Source organism: Curvibacter sp. EU05-FHT14A10 (assembly GCF_058791075.1).
Genome location: NZ_JBYTDE010000003.1, coordinates 527,510 through 544,397, shown reverse-complemented (window position 1 = coordinate 544,397; position 16,888 = coordinate 527,510). Strand labels below are relative to the sequence as shown.

The following is a 16,888-nucleotide window of genomic DNA, read 5'->3' as shown; positions in this document are numbered from 1 at the left end:
GAGCGGGCGATGCCGCCGCGGCGGGCTCACCGCTGCCGGCTGTCTTCTTCAAGGTTTCTCATGCGCACTTTCCTGCGGGCTCTGGCCCTGCTCATGCTCCTCCCCCTGCTGGGCTTGGCCGGTTTGGCCTCGGCAGCCCCAGGCCCCACGGGCGCGGCCCCCTTCCGCATCGGGGTGGCCCCCCACTCCAGCGCCCGGGTGATTCTGGAGATGTACCAGCCCCTGCGCCTGTACCTTGAAAAAGCCCTGGAGCACCCGGTCGAGATCGTGACCGCGCCCGACTTCACCGAATTCGCACGCCGGGCCCTAGCCCAGCAATACGACATGGCCATCACCACCGGCCACCAGGCCCGGCTGCTGCAGACCGACGCCGCCTACCGCCCTCTGCTCACCTACCAGAACGACTTCAAGGCCGTGGCCCTGGTGGGCCCTGACAGCGACTACCGCAACCCACAAGACCTCAACGGCAAACCCGTGATCGGCCTGTCGGCCAGCTCGCTGGTCACCCTGTGGGGGCAGCACTGGCTGATCCGCAACAGCGTCAGCAACACCACCATGCGCTACGTCAGCGCGTCAGACAGCGTGGGCCAATTGCTGCTCAAGGGCGAAGGCAGCGTGGGCTTCATGTCGCTGGCCAACTTCCAGAACCTTCAGCCCGCCGTGCGCGACCGCCTGCGCGTGGTGGCCGAAAGCCTGCCCATGGCCGGCCGCGTCTACGTGCTGAACCAGCGCCACACCAAACGCTATGACGAGATCCTGGCGCATCTGCGCGCCTTTGCCGACACACCCGAAGCCAAGCAGTATTTCAACCGCTACAACCTGGGCGGTTACCGGGCCCTGGAGCCGCGTGAGCTGGTGGCCCTGGAGCCCTACGCCAACGAGGTCCGGCTGGCGCTCAAGCAAGGCAAATGATGCGCCTGCACCTGCCTTGGCGCACTGTGCGCGGGCGCCTGCTCATGGCCGCCCTGCTCGTTGAAATGGTGATGCTCGCCTTGCTGGTGGGCAACAGCCTGCGACTGCTGCACGACGCCATGGGCGACCAGGCCCGCGAGCAAGCCGACCAGATCGCCCCCGTGCTTTCTGCGGCATTGGTGGCCCCGCTCGCGCAGTATGACTACGCCACCGTGCAGGCCGTGCTCGATGAAAGCCATGCCATCCATGGCATCGAATACCTGGCCGTGACCGATGCCAGTGGCGAGGTGGTGGCCACCAGTGGCTGGCCCGCTGGCAAGGCCCTGCCCCCGGTCACGGGTGAGTTCAACCTCGATGCCGCCAACACCCCGCCCCGCTACGACATGGCCCTGCCCATCCGTCAGTCAGGCCAGACGCTGGGCAAGCTGCAGTTCGGCCTGGACCTGACCCGCATCCTGGTGGCACGCCAGCAGCTGGTCACCCAGGGCGTGCTGATTGCGCTGTCCGAGCTGCTGCTGTCGGCGGGCCTGCTGACGCTGCTGGGCCTGCTGATCACGCGGCAGTTGTCGGTGCTGACGACTGCCAGCCTGCGTGTGGCCCAGGGCCAGCTCACCATGCAACCCGTGCCCGAAGGCCAGGATGATGTCGGCCGCCTGGGTGCCGCCTTCAACGTGATGTCGCGGGCCATTGCCGAGCGGGTGGAACAACTCACCCGTGCCAACCAGGAGACCGCCGACATTGCTGCCTCGCTGCAAGAGCGCAACCGCGAACTGGCCCTGAGCCACGCCCAACTGAGCGCCGAGAACGCCATCCGGCTCAAAACCCAGCAAGAGCTGGAAGACGCCCTGCAGCGCATCGGTGACCGCAACGAGCAGCTCAACGCCATCTTCGAACTGAGCCCCGATGGCTTTGTGGCCTTCGACAGCGAGCAACACGTGAAGTACGCCAACCCGGCCTTCCACCGCCTGACTGGCCTCAGCACCAGTGACGTGGTGGGCCTGGACGAAGCCTGCTTTTCAGCGCGCCTGGCCCAGGCCTGCCAGCCCAAGGCCCGCTTTCCGGGGCTGGCAGCCTTGCTGGAGCCGTCCCATACCGGGCGTGGCCCGGGCGCCGGCCCGCGCCATCAGATCGAACTGGCGGCGCCCCTCCACCGGGTCTTGCAGGTGGCCCTGCGCGAATCGGCCGCCGAATCGGTGTCGCAGATCCTGTACCTGCGCGACGTGACCCACGAAACCGAAGTGGACCGCATGAAGAGTGAGTTCCTCTCGCACGCGGCCCATGAGTTGCGCACCCCCATGGTCAGCATCTTTGGCTACACCGAGCTGATGCTGCACATGCCTTTCAAGGAAGAAAAGCGCAAAGAGGTGCTGGGCATCATCTACCGCCAGTCCGAACTGATGATTGCCATCATCAACGAACTGCTGGACCTGGTGCGCATCGAGGAGCGCCGCGGCCAGGACTTCGACTTTCAGGCTGTCGATGCCGAGGCGCTGACCCGGCAGGTGGTGGTCGATTTCGGTGTGCCCGCAGGCCGGCAAGGCCCGCTGTTGTCGGCCGAAGCCGGCCCGATGTGGGTGCGGGCCGACCGCAAGAAGCTGATGCAGGCGGTGCGCAACATCGTCTCCAATGCCTACAAGTATTCGCCCGACCGGGGCGACGTGAGCGTGAGCCTGCTGCAGGCCCACCCCGACCAGCCCGGCCGCCTGGGCATCAGGGTGCGCGACCAGGGCCTGGGCATGACGCCCGAGCAAGTGGCTCGCGTGTTCGAGCGCTTCTACCGCGCCGACACCTCGGGCCAGATCCCGGGCACCGGCCTGGGCATGAGCCTGGTCAAAGAGATCATCGAGCTGCACGGCGGCACGGTCGAGCTGCACAGCGAGTTGGGCCAGGGAACCGAAGTGACCCTGTGGGTGCCTGTGACGGAAGGTCCGGCACCTGCACCTCCCTCGGCCTGATGTCGAAGCATCCCCCCAAACAGAAGGGCCCCGCGGGGCCCTTCTTCTTGGCAACTCAAAACACCTTGCGGCTCAAAACCCCAAGACGTGCGGCAACCAGGTCGAGATGGCCGGCACAAAGGTCAACAGGATCAGCACGATCAGGTGCGCCAGCAAAAACCAGGGCAGCTCGCGGGTCAGGTCCTTCAGCGGCACCTTGGTGGCCACCGAAGTCACGAACAGCAGCCCTCCCACCGGGGGCGTGATCATGCCCAGGGTCAGGTTCACGATCACCACCATCGCGAAATGGATCGGGTCGATGCCCAGCGCCGCCGAGATCGGTGCCAGGATGGGCACCAGGATCATCACCCCCGGCAAGGGCTCCATGAAAATGCCGAACAGCAGCAACAGCACGTTCACCGCGATCAGGAAGGTGACAGGCGAGAGGTTCCAGCCCACGATGGTCTGCGCCAGTTGCTGAGGCACGCCTTCCACGGTCAGCACCCAGGCAAAGGCCGCCGACGCCGCCACCACCAACAACACCGAAGCCGTCAGCAAGGCCGAGCGGGCCGCAATGTGCGGCAGCGCCTTCCACTCCAGCGTGCGATACACCCATTTGCCGCAAACCAGGGCATAGAACACCGCCACCACCGACGCCTCGGTGGGGGTGAAGATCCCGAAGCGAATGCCCACCAGAATCAACACCACCAGGCCCAGTGCCGGGATGGCCTTGAAACTGTTGACCAGCATCTCGCGGCCCGAAGGCTGCGGCTCGCGCGAGCGGTAGTCACGCTCGCGGCAAACCCGCCAGTTCACCACCGCCATGGCCAGCGCAATCAGCAGGCCGGGGATGAACCCCGCGATGAACAGCCCGCCCACCGAGACCTGCTCATCCTGCAAAGCGTAGATGATCATGATGATCGACGGCGGGATGATGGGCCCCACGATGGCCGTGCTGGCCGTCAGTGCCGCCGCGTAGGCACGCGAGTAGCCCGCCTTTTCCATCATCTTCACCATCATCGAGCCCGGGCCGGCCGCATCGGCCAGGGCCGAGCCCGAGATGCCCGAGAACAGCGTCAGCGACAGGATGTTGGCATAACCCAGGCCGCCGCGCAGGTGGCCCACAAACTGGGCGGCAAAGCGCAGCAACACCGTCGTCAGCGCACCGCCCGACATGATCTCGGCGGCCAGGATGAAAAAGGGCACCGCCATCAGCGGAAAACTGTCGATGCCGGTGAACATTTCCTTGAAGACGATCAACTGCGGGTAGCGCCCGCCGACAAACACGGCCAGCGAGGCCGACATGGCCAACGCAAAGGCCACCGGGAAACCGAGCGTCATCAAGACGATGGCGGCAATGAAAAGAGTCAGGGTCATGGGTGTTGTCTCCGGCCGTTCACAGCGAGGCTGCCGATTCGGCATCCATCTCGTCCGACTCTTCAAAGCGGCCCGCCGAGATGTAGCCACGCGCCACAAACATCAGGTGCAGCAGCATCAGCACAAAGCCGATCGGCATGGCCGTGTAGATGTAGGCAATCGGGATGTCGGTGGCCGCCGTGGTCTGAAACCGCGTGGCCCACACATACAGGATGGAAAAATACGTCATCACGGCACAGAACAAGCCCATGCCCACCACCACCACCGTGCGCAGCAACCGGGCCAGCGGGGTGCTGACCACCTGATGCAGGTTGTCGATGGCCACATGGCCACCAAAACGCAGCACCAGGCCGGCCCCCAGAAAAGTGCCCCAGATCATCAGGTGGCGGGCCACCTCTTCGGCCCAGACGATGGAGTCGCCCGTGGTGTAGCGCAGCACCACATTGGCAAACACGATGCAGGCCATGACCAGCAACAACAGAATCAGCACCCAGCGGTTGCAGGCCACCAGGACGCGTTCAAGGCGATTGAACATAGGCAATGGAACAGGTGAACACGGCGCCACTGGGGCGCCGTGAAGGTGGGGGAAAAGACGGGCCCCGGCCACCTGCGGCGGCCAGGCGGACCGGCTTACTTGGCGTGGCTGATCTCGTCCAGCGTCTTCTGGCCGAACTTGCTGGCGTACTGCTTGTAGGCCGGGGCCAAGGCCGCCTGGAAGGCCGCACGATCCACCTGGGTCACCACCTGCACGCCATGCGACTTGATCTCTTCAACGCCCTTCTTCTCGACCTCATCCACAAACTTGCGCGATGCCAGCGCACCGGCCTTGGCACCTTGCGTGAAGGCGGCCTTCTGGGCATCGTTCAGGCTGCCCCAGAATCCAGGCGACACAATCAGCGCCATCGGTGCGTACACGTGCGAGGTCAGCGTCAGGTGCTTCTGCACCTGCCACAGCTTGGCCGACACAAACACCGAGATCGGGTTCTCCTGGCCGTCGATGGTGCCTTGCTGCAGGGCCCCGATCACTTCGGGCCAGGCCATGGGGGTGGGCGAGGCACCCAGGGTGCGGAAGGCCGTGATGTGCACCGGGTTCTCGGTCACCCGGATCTTCAGGCCCTTGAGGTCCTCGGGCTTGCTGACCGCCACCTTGTTGTTGCTCAGGTGGCGAAAGCCCTGCTCCCCCCAGGCCAGGGCGATCAGGCCGCGGGCCTTGAACTTGCCCAGCAGGTCCTGGCCGAAGCTGCCGTCCAGCACGGCGCGGGCGTGCGCGGTGTCACGGAACAGGAACGGAATGTCCACCACACCCACATCCGGCACGAAATTGCTCAAGGCCCCCGTGGACACAATCACCGCTTCGACCGTGCCCAACTGCAGGCCTTCGATCAGTTCGCGCTCACCGCCCAGTGCACTGGAAGGGAACTGCTTGAACTTGAAGGCGTTGTTGGTGGCCTTCTCTACCGATTCAGACCAGGCCTGGGCGGCGGCACCATAGTGCGAATTGATGGCCAGCGCATAACCCAGCTTCACCTCCTTGGCCTGTTGGGCCAAGGCCATGCCAGAGCAGGCCACCAGGGCAGATGCCACGCAGGCAGACAGAATCGTGCGACGCAGAAACATGGTGTTTATCTCTATGTTGTGAATATGTTAAGTAACCTGTAATTGTAGGTTTCACATTCACAAGCCTCGTGTGCCGCAGGGCTCACCCAGGGCTGCGCCGCCCTTGCCCAAACGACATGGGGGCCATCGCCAATGCAGATTGCAGCCCGGTGCCCGGGCTCAAAACAGGTCTCAGTAGCTGAGGGTTTCCACACCACGCGGCGTGCCCAGCAGGCACACGGCGGCCTTCTGATGGGCAAACACGCCCACGGTCACCACGCCAGGCCACTGGTTCACTTCGGATTCAAAGGCCAGCGGGTCGGCGATCTTGAGGCCGCGCACATCCACGATCACCTGGCCGTTGTCGGTGATCAGGGGCTGGCCGTCTTTCAGGCGCACGCTGCCCTCACCGCCCAGGGCGGCGAACTGCCGGATGATGCGCTGGGCGGCCATGGGGATCACCTCGACCGGCAGCGGAAAGCCGCCCAACACCGGCACCTTCTTCGACTCGTCGGCAATACAGACAAAGCGCTTGGACAGGCTGGCCACGATCTTTTCGCGCGTCAGGGCCGCACCGCCGCCCTTGATCATGTAACCGTTGCCGTCGATTTCATCGGCCCCATCAATGTAGACCGACAGGCTGCTGACCTCGTTGGCATCCAGCACCGGGATACCCAGGGCCTTCAGTCGCACCGTTGAGGCCTCGGAGCTGGACACCGCACCCGGGATCTGGTCGCGCATGCTGGCCAGCGCATCGATGAACTTGTTGACCGTCGAGCCCGTGCCCACCCCCACGATTTCGCCTGGCACCACGTAGTGCAGCGCGGCCTGGCCAACCAGGGCCTTGAGTTCGTCTTGGGTGTAGGTGGTGGTGCTCATGGGGAATCCGGGGAAGTGGGGTGAGGGATTGGGGGAAAATCGGGGGAAGACTTACAAAACGCCCGAATTATCCAATGTCGCTTCTGCCCTATGCCCTCGCCCGCCCCTTTTTGTTCAGCATGGACGCCGAAAAGGCCCATGAACTGACCCTGAACGCCCTGGCGCGCACCCAAGGCACGCCGCTGCAATGGGCCTGGGCTGGCAGCCGGGTGAGCGACCCGGTGACCGTGGCTGGCCTGAGCTTTCCCAACCGCATCGGCCTGGCCGCCGGGCTCGACAAAAACGCCCGCTGCATCGACGCGCTGGGCGCCCTGGGCTTTGGCTTTGTCGAAGTGGGCACCGTCACCCCCAAGGGCCAGCCGGGCAACCCCAAGCCGCGCATGTTCCGCCTGCCCCAGAGCAACGCGCTGATCAACCGCCTGGGCTTCAACAACGAAGGCCTGGACGCCTTCATCGCCAACGTCAAACGCGCCCGCTTCCGCACCCAGGGCGGCAGCCAACCCATGCTGCTGGGTCTGAACATCGGCAAAAACGCTGCCACGCCCATCGAACAGGCCACCAGCGACTACCTGACCTGCCTGGACGGCGTCTACCCCCATGCCGACTACGTGACAGTCAACATCTCCAGCCCCAACACAAAAAACCTGCGCGCCCTGCAAAGCGATGAAGCCCTGGACCAACTGCTGTCGGCCCTGGCCGCCCGGCGCGCCGAACTGCAAGCCGCGCAGAACCGCCGCGTGCCCTTGTTCGTGAAAATCGCCCCCGACCTGGACGAGGCCCAGATCGAGGTGATTGCCGCCACCCTGCAGCGCCACGGCATGGACGGTGTGGTGGCCACCAACACCACCCTGAGCCGTGATGCCGTCAAGGGCCAGGCCCACGCCGACGAAGCCGGTGGCCTCAGCGGCGCCCCGGTGCTGGAAGCCAGCAACCGCGTGATCCGCCGCCTGCGCACCACACTGGGCCCCACCTACCCCATCATCGGCGTGGGCGGTGTGCTGAGCGGCCGCGACGCCGTCAGCAAGCTCGAAGCCGGCGCCAGCCTGGTACAGCTCTACACGGGCCTGATCTACCGCGGCCCGGCCCTGGTGGGCGAAGCCGCCGCCGCGCTCAAGGCGCACGGCAAGCGCTGAACGGCCTCAGCGCCGCAGGCACTCTTCGGTGCCGTGGTTGCCGCCCTTGAATTCGGGTTCGTCATAGAACTTGCGGAAGCCCGGCTTGCCATGGCGCTCGAACACCTGCGCCAGCCCGGTGCCAAAGTCATGCGTGGCCGGGGCGGTCCAGGCGAAATGGATAACCAGTTGTGCGCCGGCCCCCACGGCCTGGCCCAGGCAGGTGCCATCACTGGCACCCAGCCGACACACGAGCGCCCGGTTCAGAAGTAACGCAACCAGCGTACAGAGGGGTTGTTTCTCTTGACCCGCGAAAACCAGCGGCAAGGACCGTACAACGCAAGCACCACGCCAGCAGCCAGAGCCCAGATCTGCCAGACCTCATCGACCCCGAAGCGATCCCCATGGTTGGGGCCGACATGGTGAAGCAGGGCCCAATACAGCAGATGCAGCAGATAGAGGTGAAGCAGGTAGAAGAACATCGGCGCCCCCCCGATATCGGCCAGTACCCTCCCCCAGGCGATGCGCTCGAACAAGGCCAGTGCCAACAACCCACCCGCCAGGGTCAACAACAGAAACTGCAGCGACGGCGGGTACTTGGTGACGTTCATGAAGGCCATCAGCGTGTGCAGAGGCGAGACACCGGGCACCCAGCTGTGATCGCCATAGCCGTTCAGCAACCGCAGCCCCCCAAAGCCAACCAGCGCCAACAGACCCATGCCCGTCAGCCAGGCCCGGCGGCTGCGGCCAGTCACCTGGGCTGAATACAGCGGCCCCAAGGCAAAGCCCAGCAGGATCACCCCGATCCACGGCAGCACCGGGTAGGAGCTGCGGGCACGCAAACCCCAGCCCAACGCCATCACGCTGCGGTCGTGCAAGAGTGCCCAAGGGATGAATCCGGCCTCATGAGGCTGGAAATGCAGCCCGTCGAGCGCGTTGTGGCCTGCAATGATCAACAGCGCCAACGCCCACTGCAGCGGCCTGGGCAGATAAATCAGGGCCGCCAATGCCAGCATGGACAGGCCGATCGCCCAGATCACCTGCAGGTAGATCAGGGGCGGCGGCAGACTGAACGTCCAGGCAAAGTTCACCAGCGTCAACTCCAAACCCATCAGGATCACCCCACGCTGGGCCAGAAAGACCGCTGTGTCACGGCGGCTTCCGCCGGGCCGATTGCCCCGCAACCAAGCGCTCAGCCCGGTCAGCAGCACAAAAGCCGGTGCGCAGAAATGACTGCACAGTCGGGTGAAGAACAGCGCTGGCGAAGTGGCGGCCAGATCCATCGGGTCGAGCACCTGCTGGTGTAGAAAAAAGTACTCGCGCACATGATCGACCGCCATCAAGGCCATGACGGCCCCACGCAGACGATCGATGCTGCTCCATCGGTGCAGCGACTGGGCCAGAGCGGTCATGGTTTGGCAACCCGGAAAAAGTCTGAAGAAGCGCTCAGGCCAACGCCTGAGGCGCACAAGCAGGCGCAATGGCGCGAAGGCCACCGTCGTCCAGGGGGCCGATGGGCTCAAGGTTCAAGATCAGCCCCCAGGCGTTCACATCTTCACATTGAGCGAGATGAACGCGGTTCGCCCGGCACCGGGCGAATACATGGGTTGGGCGCTGCCCGATGGCCAGAAGAAATTGTCATACCAGACATAGGCGCTGTTGCGGTTGGCCAGATTGCGAACCTGAAGATCCAGGCTCATCGAGGCGCTCAGGGCGTAACGGACATTGGCATCGAACTGAACAAAGCCGCCGAACTTGCCCTGCGCATTCAAGTCATCGATGAAATACGACCCCTGGGCACGCCCCTGCAGACCCAGCTGCCATTTGTCATTGGCCCGGTACTCGGCACCGACCGTGCTGATGTGGCGAGGAGTTGCAAACACCTCTTTGCCAGCCAGCGAAACGCCCGAAGCCGTGAACGCGCTCACCACCTTGGCCTCCTGCACCGAATGCGATGCCCACAACTTGAGCCGGCTGCCCAGGCGGGTCGAGCCTTGCAAATCCAGCCCCTTGCGCCGAGTCTGCCCCAGGCCCACGGTGGTGCCTGTGCTGGGCATGTTGGCCACCTCGTCGGTGGCCTCTTGCAACCACAGCGCCACCCGCAGATCAGTCTGGGCATCGGGCTTGAACTTCACCCCCACCTCCGTGCCCGTGTTGATCGATGGGTTGAACCGGCTCTGCGAGGCTGAGGTCACATAGGTCGGCGCACGTGAGCCCGTCAACACCTGAAAGGTGCGCCCCCAGTTGGCATACAGGCTGGTCTCCTTGTTCAGGCTGTAGACCAGGCTGAGCTTGGGCTGCTTGATCCATCCGTAGTCCTGCAAGGGCCCGGTGACGCCGCTGGTGCGAATCAGCGTGTCCCCCGTGAAACGATCCACGCGCAGGCCCGGAATCAGCTTGAGGCGATCGTCGGGCTTGATGATGCCCTGCACGAAAGCCCCCACGTTGTTCAGCGTGTACTGGTCATCGTTGGACGTGGTGGTGGCTTGCGAAAAATCCGTGGGCAAGGCATAGGCATAGCGGTAGCGCTGGTACAGGTTCTTCTGGCGTTCCACGTTGATGCCGCCATCGAGCACCCAGGCCGGGCTGGCCCGCCAGGTGAGCGTACTCATCAGGCCTGTCTGATGCTCATCCCAGAACCGGCGCTGCCTGGGCAGGTTGTTCAGGCTGGTGGCGGCGCTGTTGGTGAAGGTCACCCGGCGGTCATCGCTGTATTGGTTCATGTACAACTTGTGGCTCGCAAACAGCTCCGGGGTCATCTGCCAATCCAGATGAAAGCTCAGATGCTTCATGTCGCGGTCGTCGCCGTCGTTGCCGTTGTGTGCCCCCGACTGGGACGGGTTCTGCGCCACCTGGGCCGCGGTCAGAAAGCCAGGCTCCTGGGCCTGGTGCGAATACAGACGCGCGACCACACCCGCCTTCATCAGGCCATCGGGCGAGGTGACAAACCATTTGCCCGCCAGGCTGTATTTCTCGGACTGAGAATGGCTGCGCGGGCCGTTCGAGTCCTGCTTGGCCAAAAAGTAGTTCTGTGCAAACCCCCCGTCCTCGCGACCCAGCGCCAGTTGCACTTCACGGGTGTCATGGCTGCCATAGGTGAAACGGCCATCGGTGTAGTTGCCTCCTTGGCGCGTGCCAAAATTGATGTTGCCACCAATGTTGTGCAGGCCATAGCGGGGGTCGTTGGTACCACGCACGACCTCGATGTAGTCCAGTTCCAGCGGGAAAATCATGTCGACGAAACGCTGGTTGCCACTGTTCACATTGCTGGGCACGCCGTCGATCAAAACCTTGATGCCATTGATGTAGCCCTCGCCATTGAAGGCCCGAAAGGTTGCCTTGCCCGACTCGGCGCCCATGCGCGTCTCGGTCAACTGAATCCCGGGCAATTGCCCCACCAGCTCCCAGCTGTTCATGACACTCTGGTTCTCGATCTTGTCGGCCCCCAGGATGTCGACCGACGTCAGCACGCTGCCTGGGGCCAGGCCGCCATCGCTCTGGCCATGCACACTCACCTCACCCAACACGATCGCCGGATCAGCTTCGGCCCTGGCTGCGGGCACCAGGCCGGACAGGGTGGATGCCACTGCCAGCGGCAGGATTTTCTTGTCAATCAAAAACACAACGCTCTCCACGGGGCAGGCAATTGCCCAATTGCTCAGAAAAAATCACGAGGCCGCGCTGCCAGCGTGCATCGGGCACGGGCATGCAGCCGCAGGCCTGCAGCGCAAGGGCGGCAAGCCAGACCATGGGTCGGACAAATCAGAGAAGAGCGGGAAGTGGTGGGGCTCTGGGCGCCGGCGTCAACCAAGCCACCCCCAGCGGCACGCTGGGCAGGTCGCAAGGCAAGAGGCTGGGCTGGGCGGCACTGAACCGCACCGGCACAGAAGGTTCGCCAGGCAAGTCGACATGCTGGCTTGCCAGGTGGGCGCAGACGACGCAAAAGTCGGTCTCGGCATCGGGGCTGGACTCGCCATCACCGGGGGCAGACACCCCTTCGGCCGACAACGCCGTGGCGGGCAGCATGCGCCAGCCATGCCGGTGCGACAGATCGTGCGCCATCGGCAAGACGGCCGTGCCGGCCGCGGCCAGCAACAGCATCCAGACGAATCGAACAATCCAAGAGCGGCGCATCCCCGGATTCTAGTGGGATGCGCGGCTTCGGATACCCCACAATTGAGCCGATCGACGTCGGACGCATGACCCGCCACCCGCCCCAGGACCAGCACCGTCATCCAGCGAGCGGTGTCAGCAAAACCTGACCTATCTCAGTGTGATCCACCGCTGACTTGTGCACAATGCCCGTCGGGTCTGCCAAAGTGCGGGCCCCGCGCGGGATCGGCAAGGTGTCGCCCTGGGCAGGATGGCGCCTGACCGCATCCCACCCACCCTGACCTGCGCGCCCACACCAACCTCAGCCCTGCTCGCCGTTCTATGCTCAGTTTTCTCCCGCCCCTGCTCAGGGGCGTCATCGCCTTTGTGCTGCTGGTCCTCAACACCTTGTTCTGGTGCGCCCTGCTGTTCATCCTCGCGCTGTTCAAGCTGGTACTGCCCTTTCAAGGCGTGCGCAGCTTCATCGACCCCTGGCTGAACCGCATCGCCACAGCCTGGATCAGTTGCAACAGCGGCTGGATGGCCCTCACCCAACGCACCCGCTGGGATGTGCAAGGCGTCGAGCAACTGCCTTACCAGGGCTGGTACCTGGTCAATGCCAATCACCAGAGCTGGGTCGATATCTTTGCGCTGCAACACCAGCTGAACCACCGCATCCCGATGCTCAAGTTCTTCATCAAGCAGCAGCTGATCTATGTGCCGGTGATCGGCCTGGCCTGGTGGGCGCTGGATTTTCCGTTCATGAAGCGCCACTCGCGCGATGCCCTGCGCAAAAACCCGGGCCTGCGCGATCAAGACCGCGAAACCACCCGCAAGGCCTGCGAGAAATTTGCCCAGGTGCCCACCAGCATCATGAACTTCGCCGAAGGCACGCGCTTCACCCCCGACAAGCACCGCCGCACCTCGTCGCCCTACCGCCACCTGCTCAAGCCCAAGGCCGGCGCGCTGGCCCTGTCGCTCAACGCCATGGGCGAGCGTTTCCATTCGCTGATTGACGCCACCATCGTCTACCCCGATGGCGTGCCCAGCTTCTGGGATTTTCTGTGCGGGCGTTGCCCCCGCGTGATCATGCGCGTGCACCAGGTGGCCATTCCGCCCGAGTTTGCCCAGGGCGACTACGACAAGGATTCTGAATTCCGCGGTACTTTCCACCGCTGGCTGGGTGATCTTTGGGAGCGCAAGGACGCCGAGATCGACACCCTGCTGCCAACCAAGCCCGCTCCAGGCAAACACTGAGCCGCGGCGGCCACCCGGCCGCCGTCAAACACCTGCCACATCCGGCAGGCCACAATCCCCCCGTCGGGCCGCAACCGCGGCCCGCACCACACCCACTGGAGCCACCATGCCCAACACCCGGGACACCGACAAGTCCATCCCCCTCGATCAGCCCCTGGTCAACGGCCTCACGCCGGCTGAGATCTTCACCAGTTGCGTGGAGGGCTTCAACTTCGGCACCGCCCACCAGGAAAGCTGGATCGAGCGCTTCGGCGAACCCGAATGGGATGCCGAGTTCGTCAACGAACGCACCGGCTTCACCTGCCGCATCGCCACCTTCTTCGAGTTGCTCGAAGACGAGACCGGCGACGCCGAAGCCGAGGACTACACCGTGCTGCGCTATGTGGTTGAACTCAAGCTGGGCGACGCCGAGTACATCTCGGTGATGTGGGAGGCTCACAACGCCGGCCCGGCCGACGCCGAGTTCATGAAGCAGTGCGCCCACAAGACCCTGATCAAGATGAGCGCCGTGATCGGCGTCAAGGTGGGCTACGAGCTGATGCAGGACCCGTCGGAGTACTGATCCCGCAAGGCTGAGCAATCCTCAGCCGGCACCCAGGTGGGGCGCAAAAGCGCCCCACCTGAAAGCCTACGAGCGGCCTATCAGCGGCCTACCAGCGGCACGCCTCTGCCAGTTTTGAAACTATGATCAAGTGCTAAAAATGAACAGCAGATAAAAGGGACGTAATCCAATGGGGACCAGTGACATGAAACTCACAGCGTCGGGCCGATCGCTCGGTTCGATGATCTTGGCGAGTGCTCTCGTATTGGGGCTGAGTGCCTGCGGCGGCGGCGGCGGTAGCAATGACACCGGCAGCGGCGGGCAAAGCACCAGCACAGCGCCGTCCGCCCCCACGGTCGCGATCACCAATGGCAGTGCCGCCTACGCGCAGAACACGGTCAAGTTCACGGCCAGCAGCACCGACCCTGCAGGCCGCGCCCTCAGCTTCACCTGGGATTTTGGCGATGGCTCATCCGCCGTCACCGGCACCAGTGTGGCGCACGTTTTCGCGGCGGCCGGCACCTACAACCTGAAACTGACAGCCACCAACACGGCCAACGTTTCCACCGCCAGCACCCTCCCCATCCAGGTGCTGTCCTCGGCCCCTTCGACCCCCCAGTTGACGATCAACAACGGCGCGGCGATTTATGCCACGGTATCCACCAGCCTGAGTGCCAACAGCACCGACCCCTTGGGTCTCAACCTGGGCTACAGCTGGGATTTCGGCGATGGCCAGGGTGCCACAGGCGCCAATGTCAGCCACACCTTCAGCTCAGCGGGTACCTACACCCTCAGCGTCAGGGCCACCAATACGGCCAGCCAGTCGACGACCGCCAGCCAGCAGATCACGGTCATTTCCCCTGCGGTGACCACACCCACCATCAGCAGTTCGGCCACCTTGCCCACGGTGGGCCAGGTGGTCAGCTTCACGGGCAGTGCCACCAGTGCCAAGGGCCTGGCCCTGAGCTACCAATGGGCCTTTGGCGATGGCAGCACCGGGACCGGCAGCCGCGTCACCCACACCTACACCAGCGCCGGTACCTATGCCGTGAGCCTGACGGTGCAAGACAGCAATGGCGGCAGCGCCACAGCGTCGCTTCAACAAGCCGTCGCAGGTACCGCAGCCAGCAATGCCCTCAGCGTCGATTGCAGTGGCAGCAACTGCGGTGCACTCAGCGCCAACACCTACTCGGGCAACGGCGTAGGCGCTTGGCGCTTTGTCAACCCCGACAACGCACCAGCCATCCTCAACATCAACATCGCGGGGGTCAAGTCTGGGCAATTGGCCACCCTGGTCTTTGCCAACACCAGCACCACGACCGCAGCCCAAAGCCCATCCGTGGGCACCTTGAGCAGCCCGGTGCTCAGCTCGCCCGCCAGCAACGCAGCCGGCGCGAAGACCTCGGTGCAAGCCGCAGAGCGCCTGCTCAGTAACGACACCGAAGCCCATTTCCACAACGACCTGCTGGCCAAGAACCGCGCCCTGTCGGCTTTGTTGTCGAAGGGCAAGACCGCGCCGCTTGCAGCGCGCGCTACCCAGGCCAACCCGACACCCGCTGTCGGGGCCTCACGGACCTGGAACGACCTCTACGACAGCGTGACCGCCCCCGTGCCCTACGCCACGACAGCGGCCGCTACCTGCACGCTGCCCTCCGGACGGAGCGTCGTGTTCTGGCTCGACCCAAATGCCACCTTGGCCGGCACCACCACCAGCAGCGACATCACCGCCATGCAGACGGCCGTCTGTGGGGCCTCGGGGGGCTTTGATCGCATGAGCGCCCTGCTGGGCGATGTGTGGGGAGCCGCCGCCAGTGCGTACGCCAGCCAACTGATCCAGGACGGCAGCAACCTGCAAGACATCAACATCGTCATCGTCAATGCCCCCGATGAAACGGGTTGGGCCGGCTACTTCTATGGCCTGAACAACTTTCTGAAAGCGGCAGCCACCTCGACGGCCAACTCGAATCAGGCCCTGGTGTTTTTCATCAATGCCAATCAGATCAAGGCTTCGCGGGCGTATGCGATTTCGACCTTGCTGCACGAAGCCACGCACATGACCAATTTCTACCAGCGCGCCGTGGCCCGCGACACCGCGCATGACACGTGGCTGGAAGAGACGTCCGCCATGATGACCGAAGACATCGTGGCCCCGGTGGTCAATGCCGGCTACAACCCGATCACATCAATCAGTGTCCCCAGCTACATGGCCACTGGGGGTGGCACGTCCTATATCAACTGGACATCACTGTCGGCCGACAACTACGCCATCGGTGGCGCCTTTGGCGCCTACCTCAACCGTCGCTATGGACTGAGCGTCTACCAGCAACTGATCACCACCTGCAAAGATGGCAGCACCGCCAGCAACAGCAGCTACACCTGCCTCGACGCCTTGATCAAGGCCCAGGGTGGCCTGGGCATGGCCGACGACTTTGCGCACTTTGGTGCCGCCTTGTTTGCCCCGTTGCCACTGGCCCAGGCCATCGACCGCTACGGCCTGCCCAGCAAGACCGATGGCAACTACACCCTGGGCGCGGTCGACACCACGCTGTACGCCGCCAAACTGCCGGCTCAACCAACCCCGATTGGCACCAAAGGATTCACGGCCACCAGCCACTATTACAACGTGGACACCCTCGGTGCCGGCGCCGTGAGCTATGTGCGCAACAACGTGATCGTGCCCGCCGGCAGCACCCTGACGCTGGTGATCCGCTGACATGCCCCAACACACCACGGCGCTGCGCCTGATGCTGGCCCTGGCCTGCGGCCTGGGCCTGGCGGCTTGTGCCAGCCCGGAATCCGCCACCGCCGCAGGCCCCCGGCCTGCGCGCGTGGACAACGATTCGGTCACGGCCTGGACAGGGGTCGGCCTGCTGACACGCAAGGGCAGCGCCCCCTTCTCGTGGTGGGCCTTGCAGACCGACTCAGGCCAGGTCTGGCGGCTTGAACTGCCAGCCACCCTGCCCGACGCAACGCTGGAGCCCAGGCAGAACTGTCAGGTCGAGGCCAGCGGCGACGCATCAAACGGCCTGCTGGGCAAGCGGGTTCTGCAGTTGAGCAGCCTCAAGGGCTTGCAGCGACCTGAACTGGGCGCCCCGGAAAACCTGCGCTGCCAGTTTTCACTCAAGCTGCGCTGATTCCCCGGGCTGGTCGCCAGCCACGCCGATCCTCCTGTCATACCGCGGCAAGGC

The 16,888-nt window shown here is 64.3% G+C and carries 15 protein-coding genes; 7 read left to right on the top strand and 8 right to left on the bottom strand.

Features of this window, described 5'->3' with window-relative positions; genetic code table 11:
* Positions 1 to 93 precede the first annotated feature (93 nt).
* A complete protein-coding gene (locus AC3WUT_RS08500) occupies positions 94 to 912 on the top strand; it encodes a PhnD/SsuA/transferrin family substrate-binding protein (RefSeq protein WP_492346635.1) in 819 nt (272 codons plus the stop codon).
* Positions 909 to 2,867, top strand: a complete 1,959-nt coding sequence (locus tag AC3WUT_RS08495; protein ID WP_492346634.1) for an ATP-binding protein — start codon at positions 909 to 911, stop codon at positions 2,865 to 2,867. Before AC3WUT_RS08500 ends, AC3WUT_RS08495 begins: the two co-directional genes overlap by 4 nt.
* A 72-nt stretch (positions 2,868 to 2,939) precedes the next feature.
* On the opposite strand, the gene AC3WUT_RS08490 is transcribed toward AC3WUT_RS08495, so the two are convergent.
* From AC3WUT_RS08490 to rpiA, 4 genes are all read right to left on the bottom strand, one after another.
* Positions 2,940 to 4,223, bottom strand: a complete 1,284-nt coding sequence (locus AC3WUT_RS08490; RefSeq protein WP_492346633.1) for a TRAP transporter large permease — start codon at positions 4,221 to 4,223, stop codon at positions 2,940 to 2,942.
* Between the two features lie 19 nt (positions 4,224 to 4,242).
* Positions 4,243 to 4,758, bottom strand: coding sequence for a TRAP transporter small permease (locus AC3WUT_RS08485; RefSeq protein ID WP_492346632.1), 516 nt, complete (start codon positions 4,756 to 4,758; stop codon positions 4,243 to 4,245).
* A 95-nt stretch (positions 4,759 to 4,853) separates the two neighbouring features.
* Entirely contained in the window at positions 4,854 to 5,840 is a 987-nt protein-coding gene (locus AC3WUT_RS08480; protein WP_492346631.1) for a TRAP transporter substrate-binding protein, read from the bottom strand.
* Positions 5,841 to 6,011: 171 nt separating this feature from the next.
* Complete coding sequence (gene rpiA, locus AC3WUT_RS08475) at positions 6,012 to 6,698, bottom strand: ribose-5-phosphate isomerase RpiA (protein WP_492346630.1); 687 nt, start codon at positions 6,696 to 6,698, stop codon at positions 6,012 to 6,014.
* Positions 6,699 to 6,772: 74 nt separating this feature from the next.
* Here rpiA and AC3WUT_RS08470 point away from each other — a divergent pair, with 74 nt between their 5' ends.
* Positions 6,773 to 7,831, top strand: coding sequence for a quinone-dependent dihydroorotate dehydrogenase (locus AC3WUT_RS08470; RefSeq protein WP_492346629.1), 1,059 nt, complete (start codon positions 6,773 to 6,775; stop codon positions 7,829 to 7,831).
* 6 nt (positions 7,832 to 7,837) lie between these two features.
* On the opposite strand, the gene AC3WUT_RS08465 is transcribed toward AC3WUT_RS08470, so the two are convergent.
* The 4 genes from AC3WUT_RS08465 to AC3WUT_RS08450 all read right to left on the bottom strand — a co-directional run bounded on the left by AC3WUT_RS08465 (position 7,838) and on the right by AC3WUT_RS08450 (position 11,944).
* Positions 7,838 to 8,062 (bottom strand): hypothetical protein, encoded by a 225-nt coding sequence (locus AC3WUT_RS08465; RefSeq protein WP_492346628.1) that lies wholly within the window; start codon positions 8,060 to 8,062, stop codon positions 7,838 to 7,840.
* 11 nt (positions 8,063 to 8,073) lie between these two features.
* Positions 8,074 to 9,222 (bottom strand): acetyltransferase domain-containing protein, encoded by a 1,149-nt coding sequence (locus AC3WUT_RS08460; protein WP_492346627.1) that lies wholly within the window; start codon positions 9,220 to 9,222, stop codon positions 8,074 to 8,076.
* A gap of 135 nt (positions 9,223 to 9,357) precedes the next feature.
* A complete protein-coding gene (locus AC3WUT_RS08455) occupies positions 9,358 to 11,433 on the bottom strand; it encodes a TonB-dependent receptor (protein ID WP_492346626.1) in 2,076 nt (691 codons plus the stop codon).
* A 139-nt stretch (positions 11,434 to 11,572) separates the two neighbouring features.
* Positions 11,573 to 11,944: a hypothetical protein gene (locus AC3WUT_RS08450; RefSeq protein ID WP_492346625.1), complete on the bottom strand. Its 372-nt coding sequence runs from the start codon at positions 11,942 to 11,944 to the stop codon at positions 11,573 to 11,575.
* Positions 11,945 to 12,244: 300 nt separating this feature from the next.
* Between AC3WUT_RS08450 and yihG the strand changes: the two genes are divergently transcribed.
* The 4 genes from yihG to AC3WUT_RS08430 all read left to right on the top strand — a co-directional run bounded on the left by yihG (position 12,245) and on the right by AC3WUT_RS08430 (position 16,834).
* On the top strand, positions 12,245 to 13,159 hold the full coding sequence (gene yihG, locus AC3WUT_RS08445; RefSeq protein ID WP_492346624.1) for a 1-acylglycerol-3-phosphate O-acyltransferase, YihG family: 915 nt from the start codon (positions 12,245 to 12,247) through the stop codon (positions 13,157 to 13,159).
* Positions 13,160 to 13,265: 106 nt separating this feature from the next.
* Positions 13,266 to 13,721, top strand: a complete 456-nt coding sequence (locus AC3WUT_RS08440; protein WP_492346623.1) for a hypothetical protein — start codon at positions 13,266 to 13,268, stop codon at positions 13,719 to 13,721.
* 184 nt (positions 13,722 to 13,905) lie between these two features.
* Positions 13,906 to 16,413 carry a PKD domain-containing protein gene (locus AC3WUT_RS08435; RefSeq protein ID WP_492346622.1) on the top strand — a complete coding sequence of 836 codons (2,508 nt, stop codon included), beginning with the start codon at positions 13,906 to 13,908 and terminating at the stop codon, positions 16,411 to 16,413.
* 1 nt (position 16,414) lies between these two features.
* The gene (locus AC3WUT_RS08430) at positions 16,415 to 16,834 is read left to right on the top strand and encodes a hypothetical protein (protein ID WP_492346621.1); all 420 of its coding nucleotides are present in this window, start codon (positions 16,415 to 16,417) and stop codon (positions 16,832 to 16,834) included.
* Positions 16,835 to 16,888: the final 54 nt, after the last annotated feature.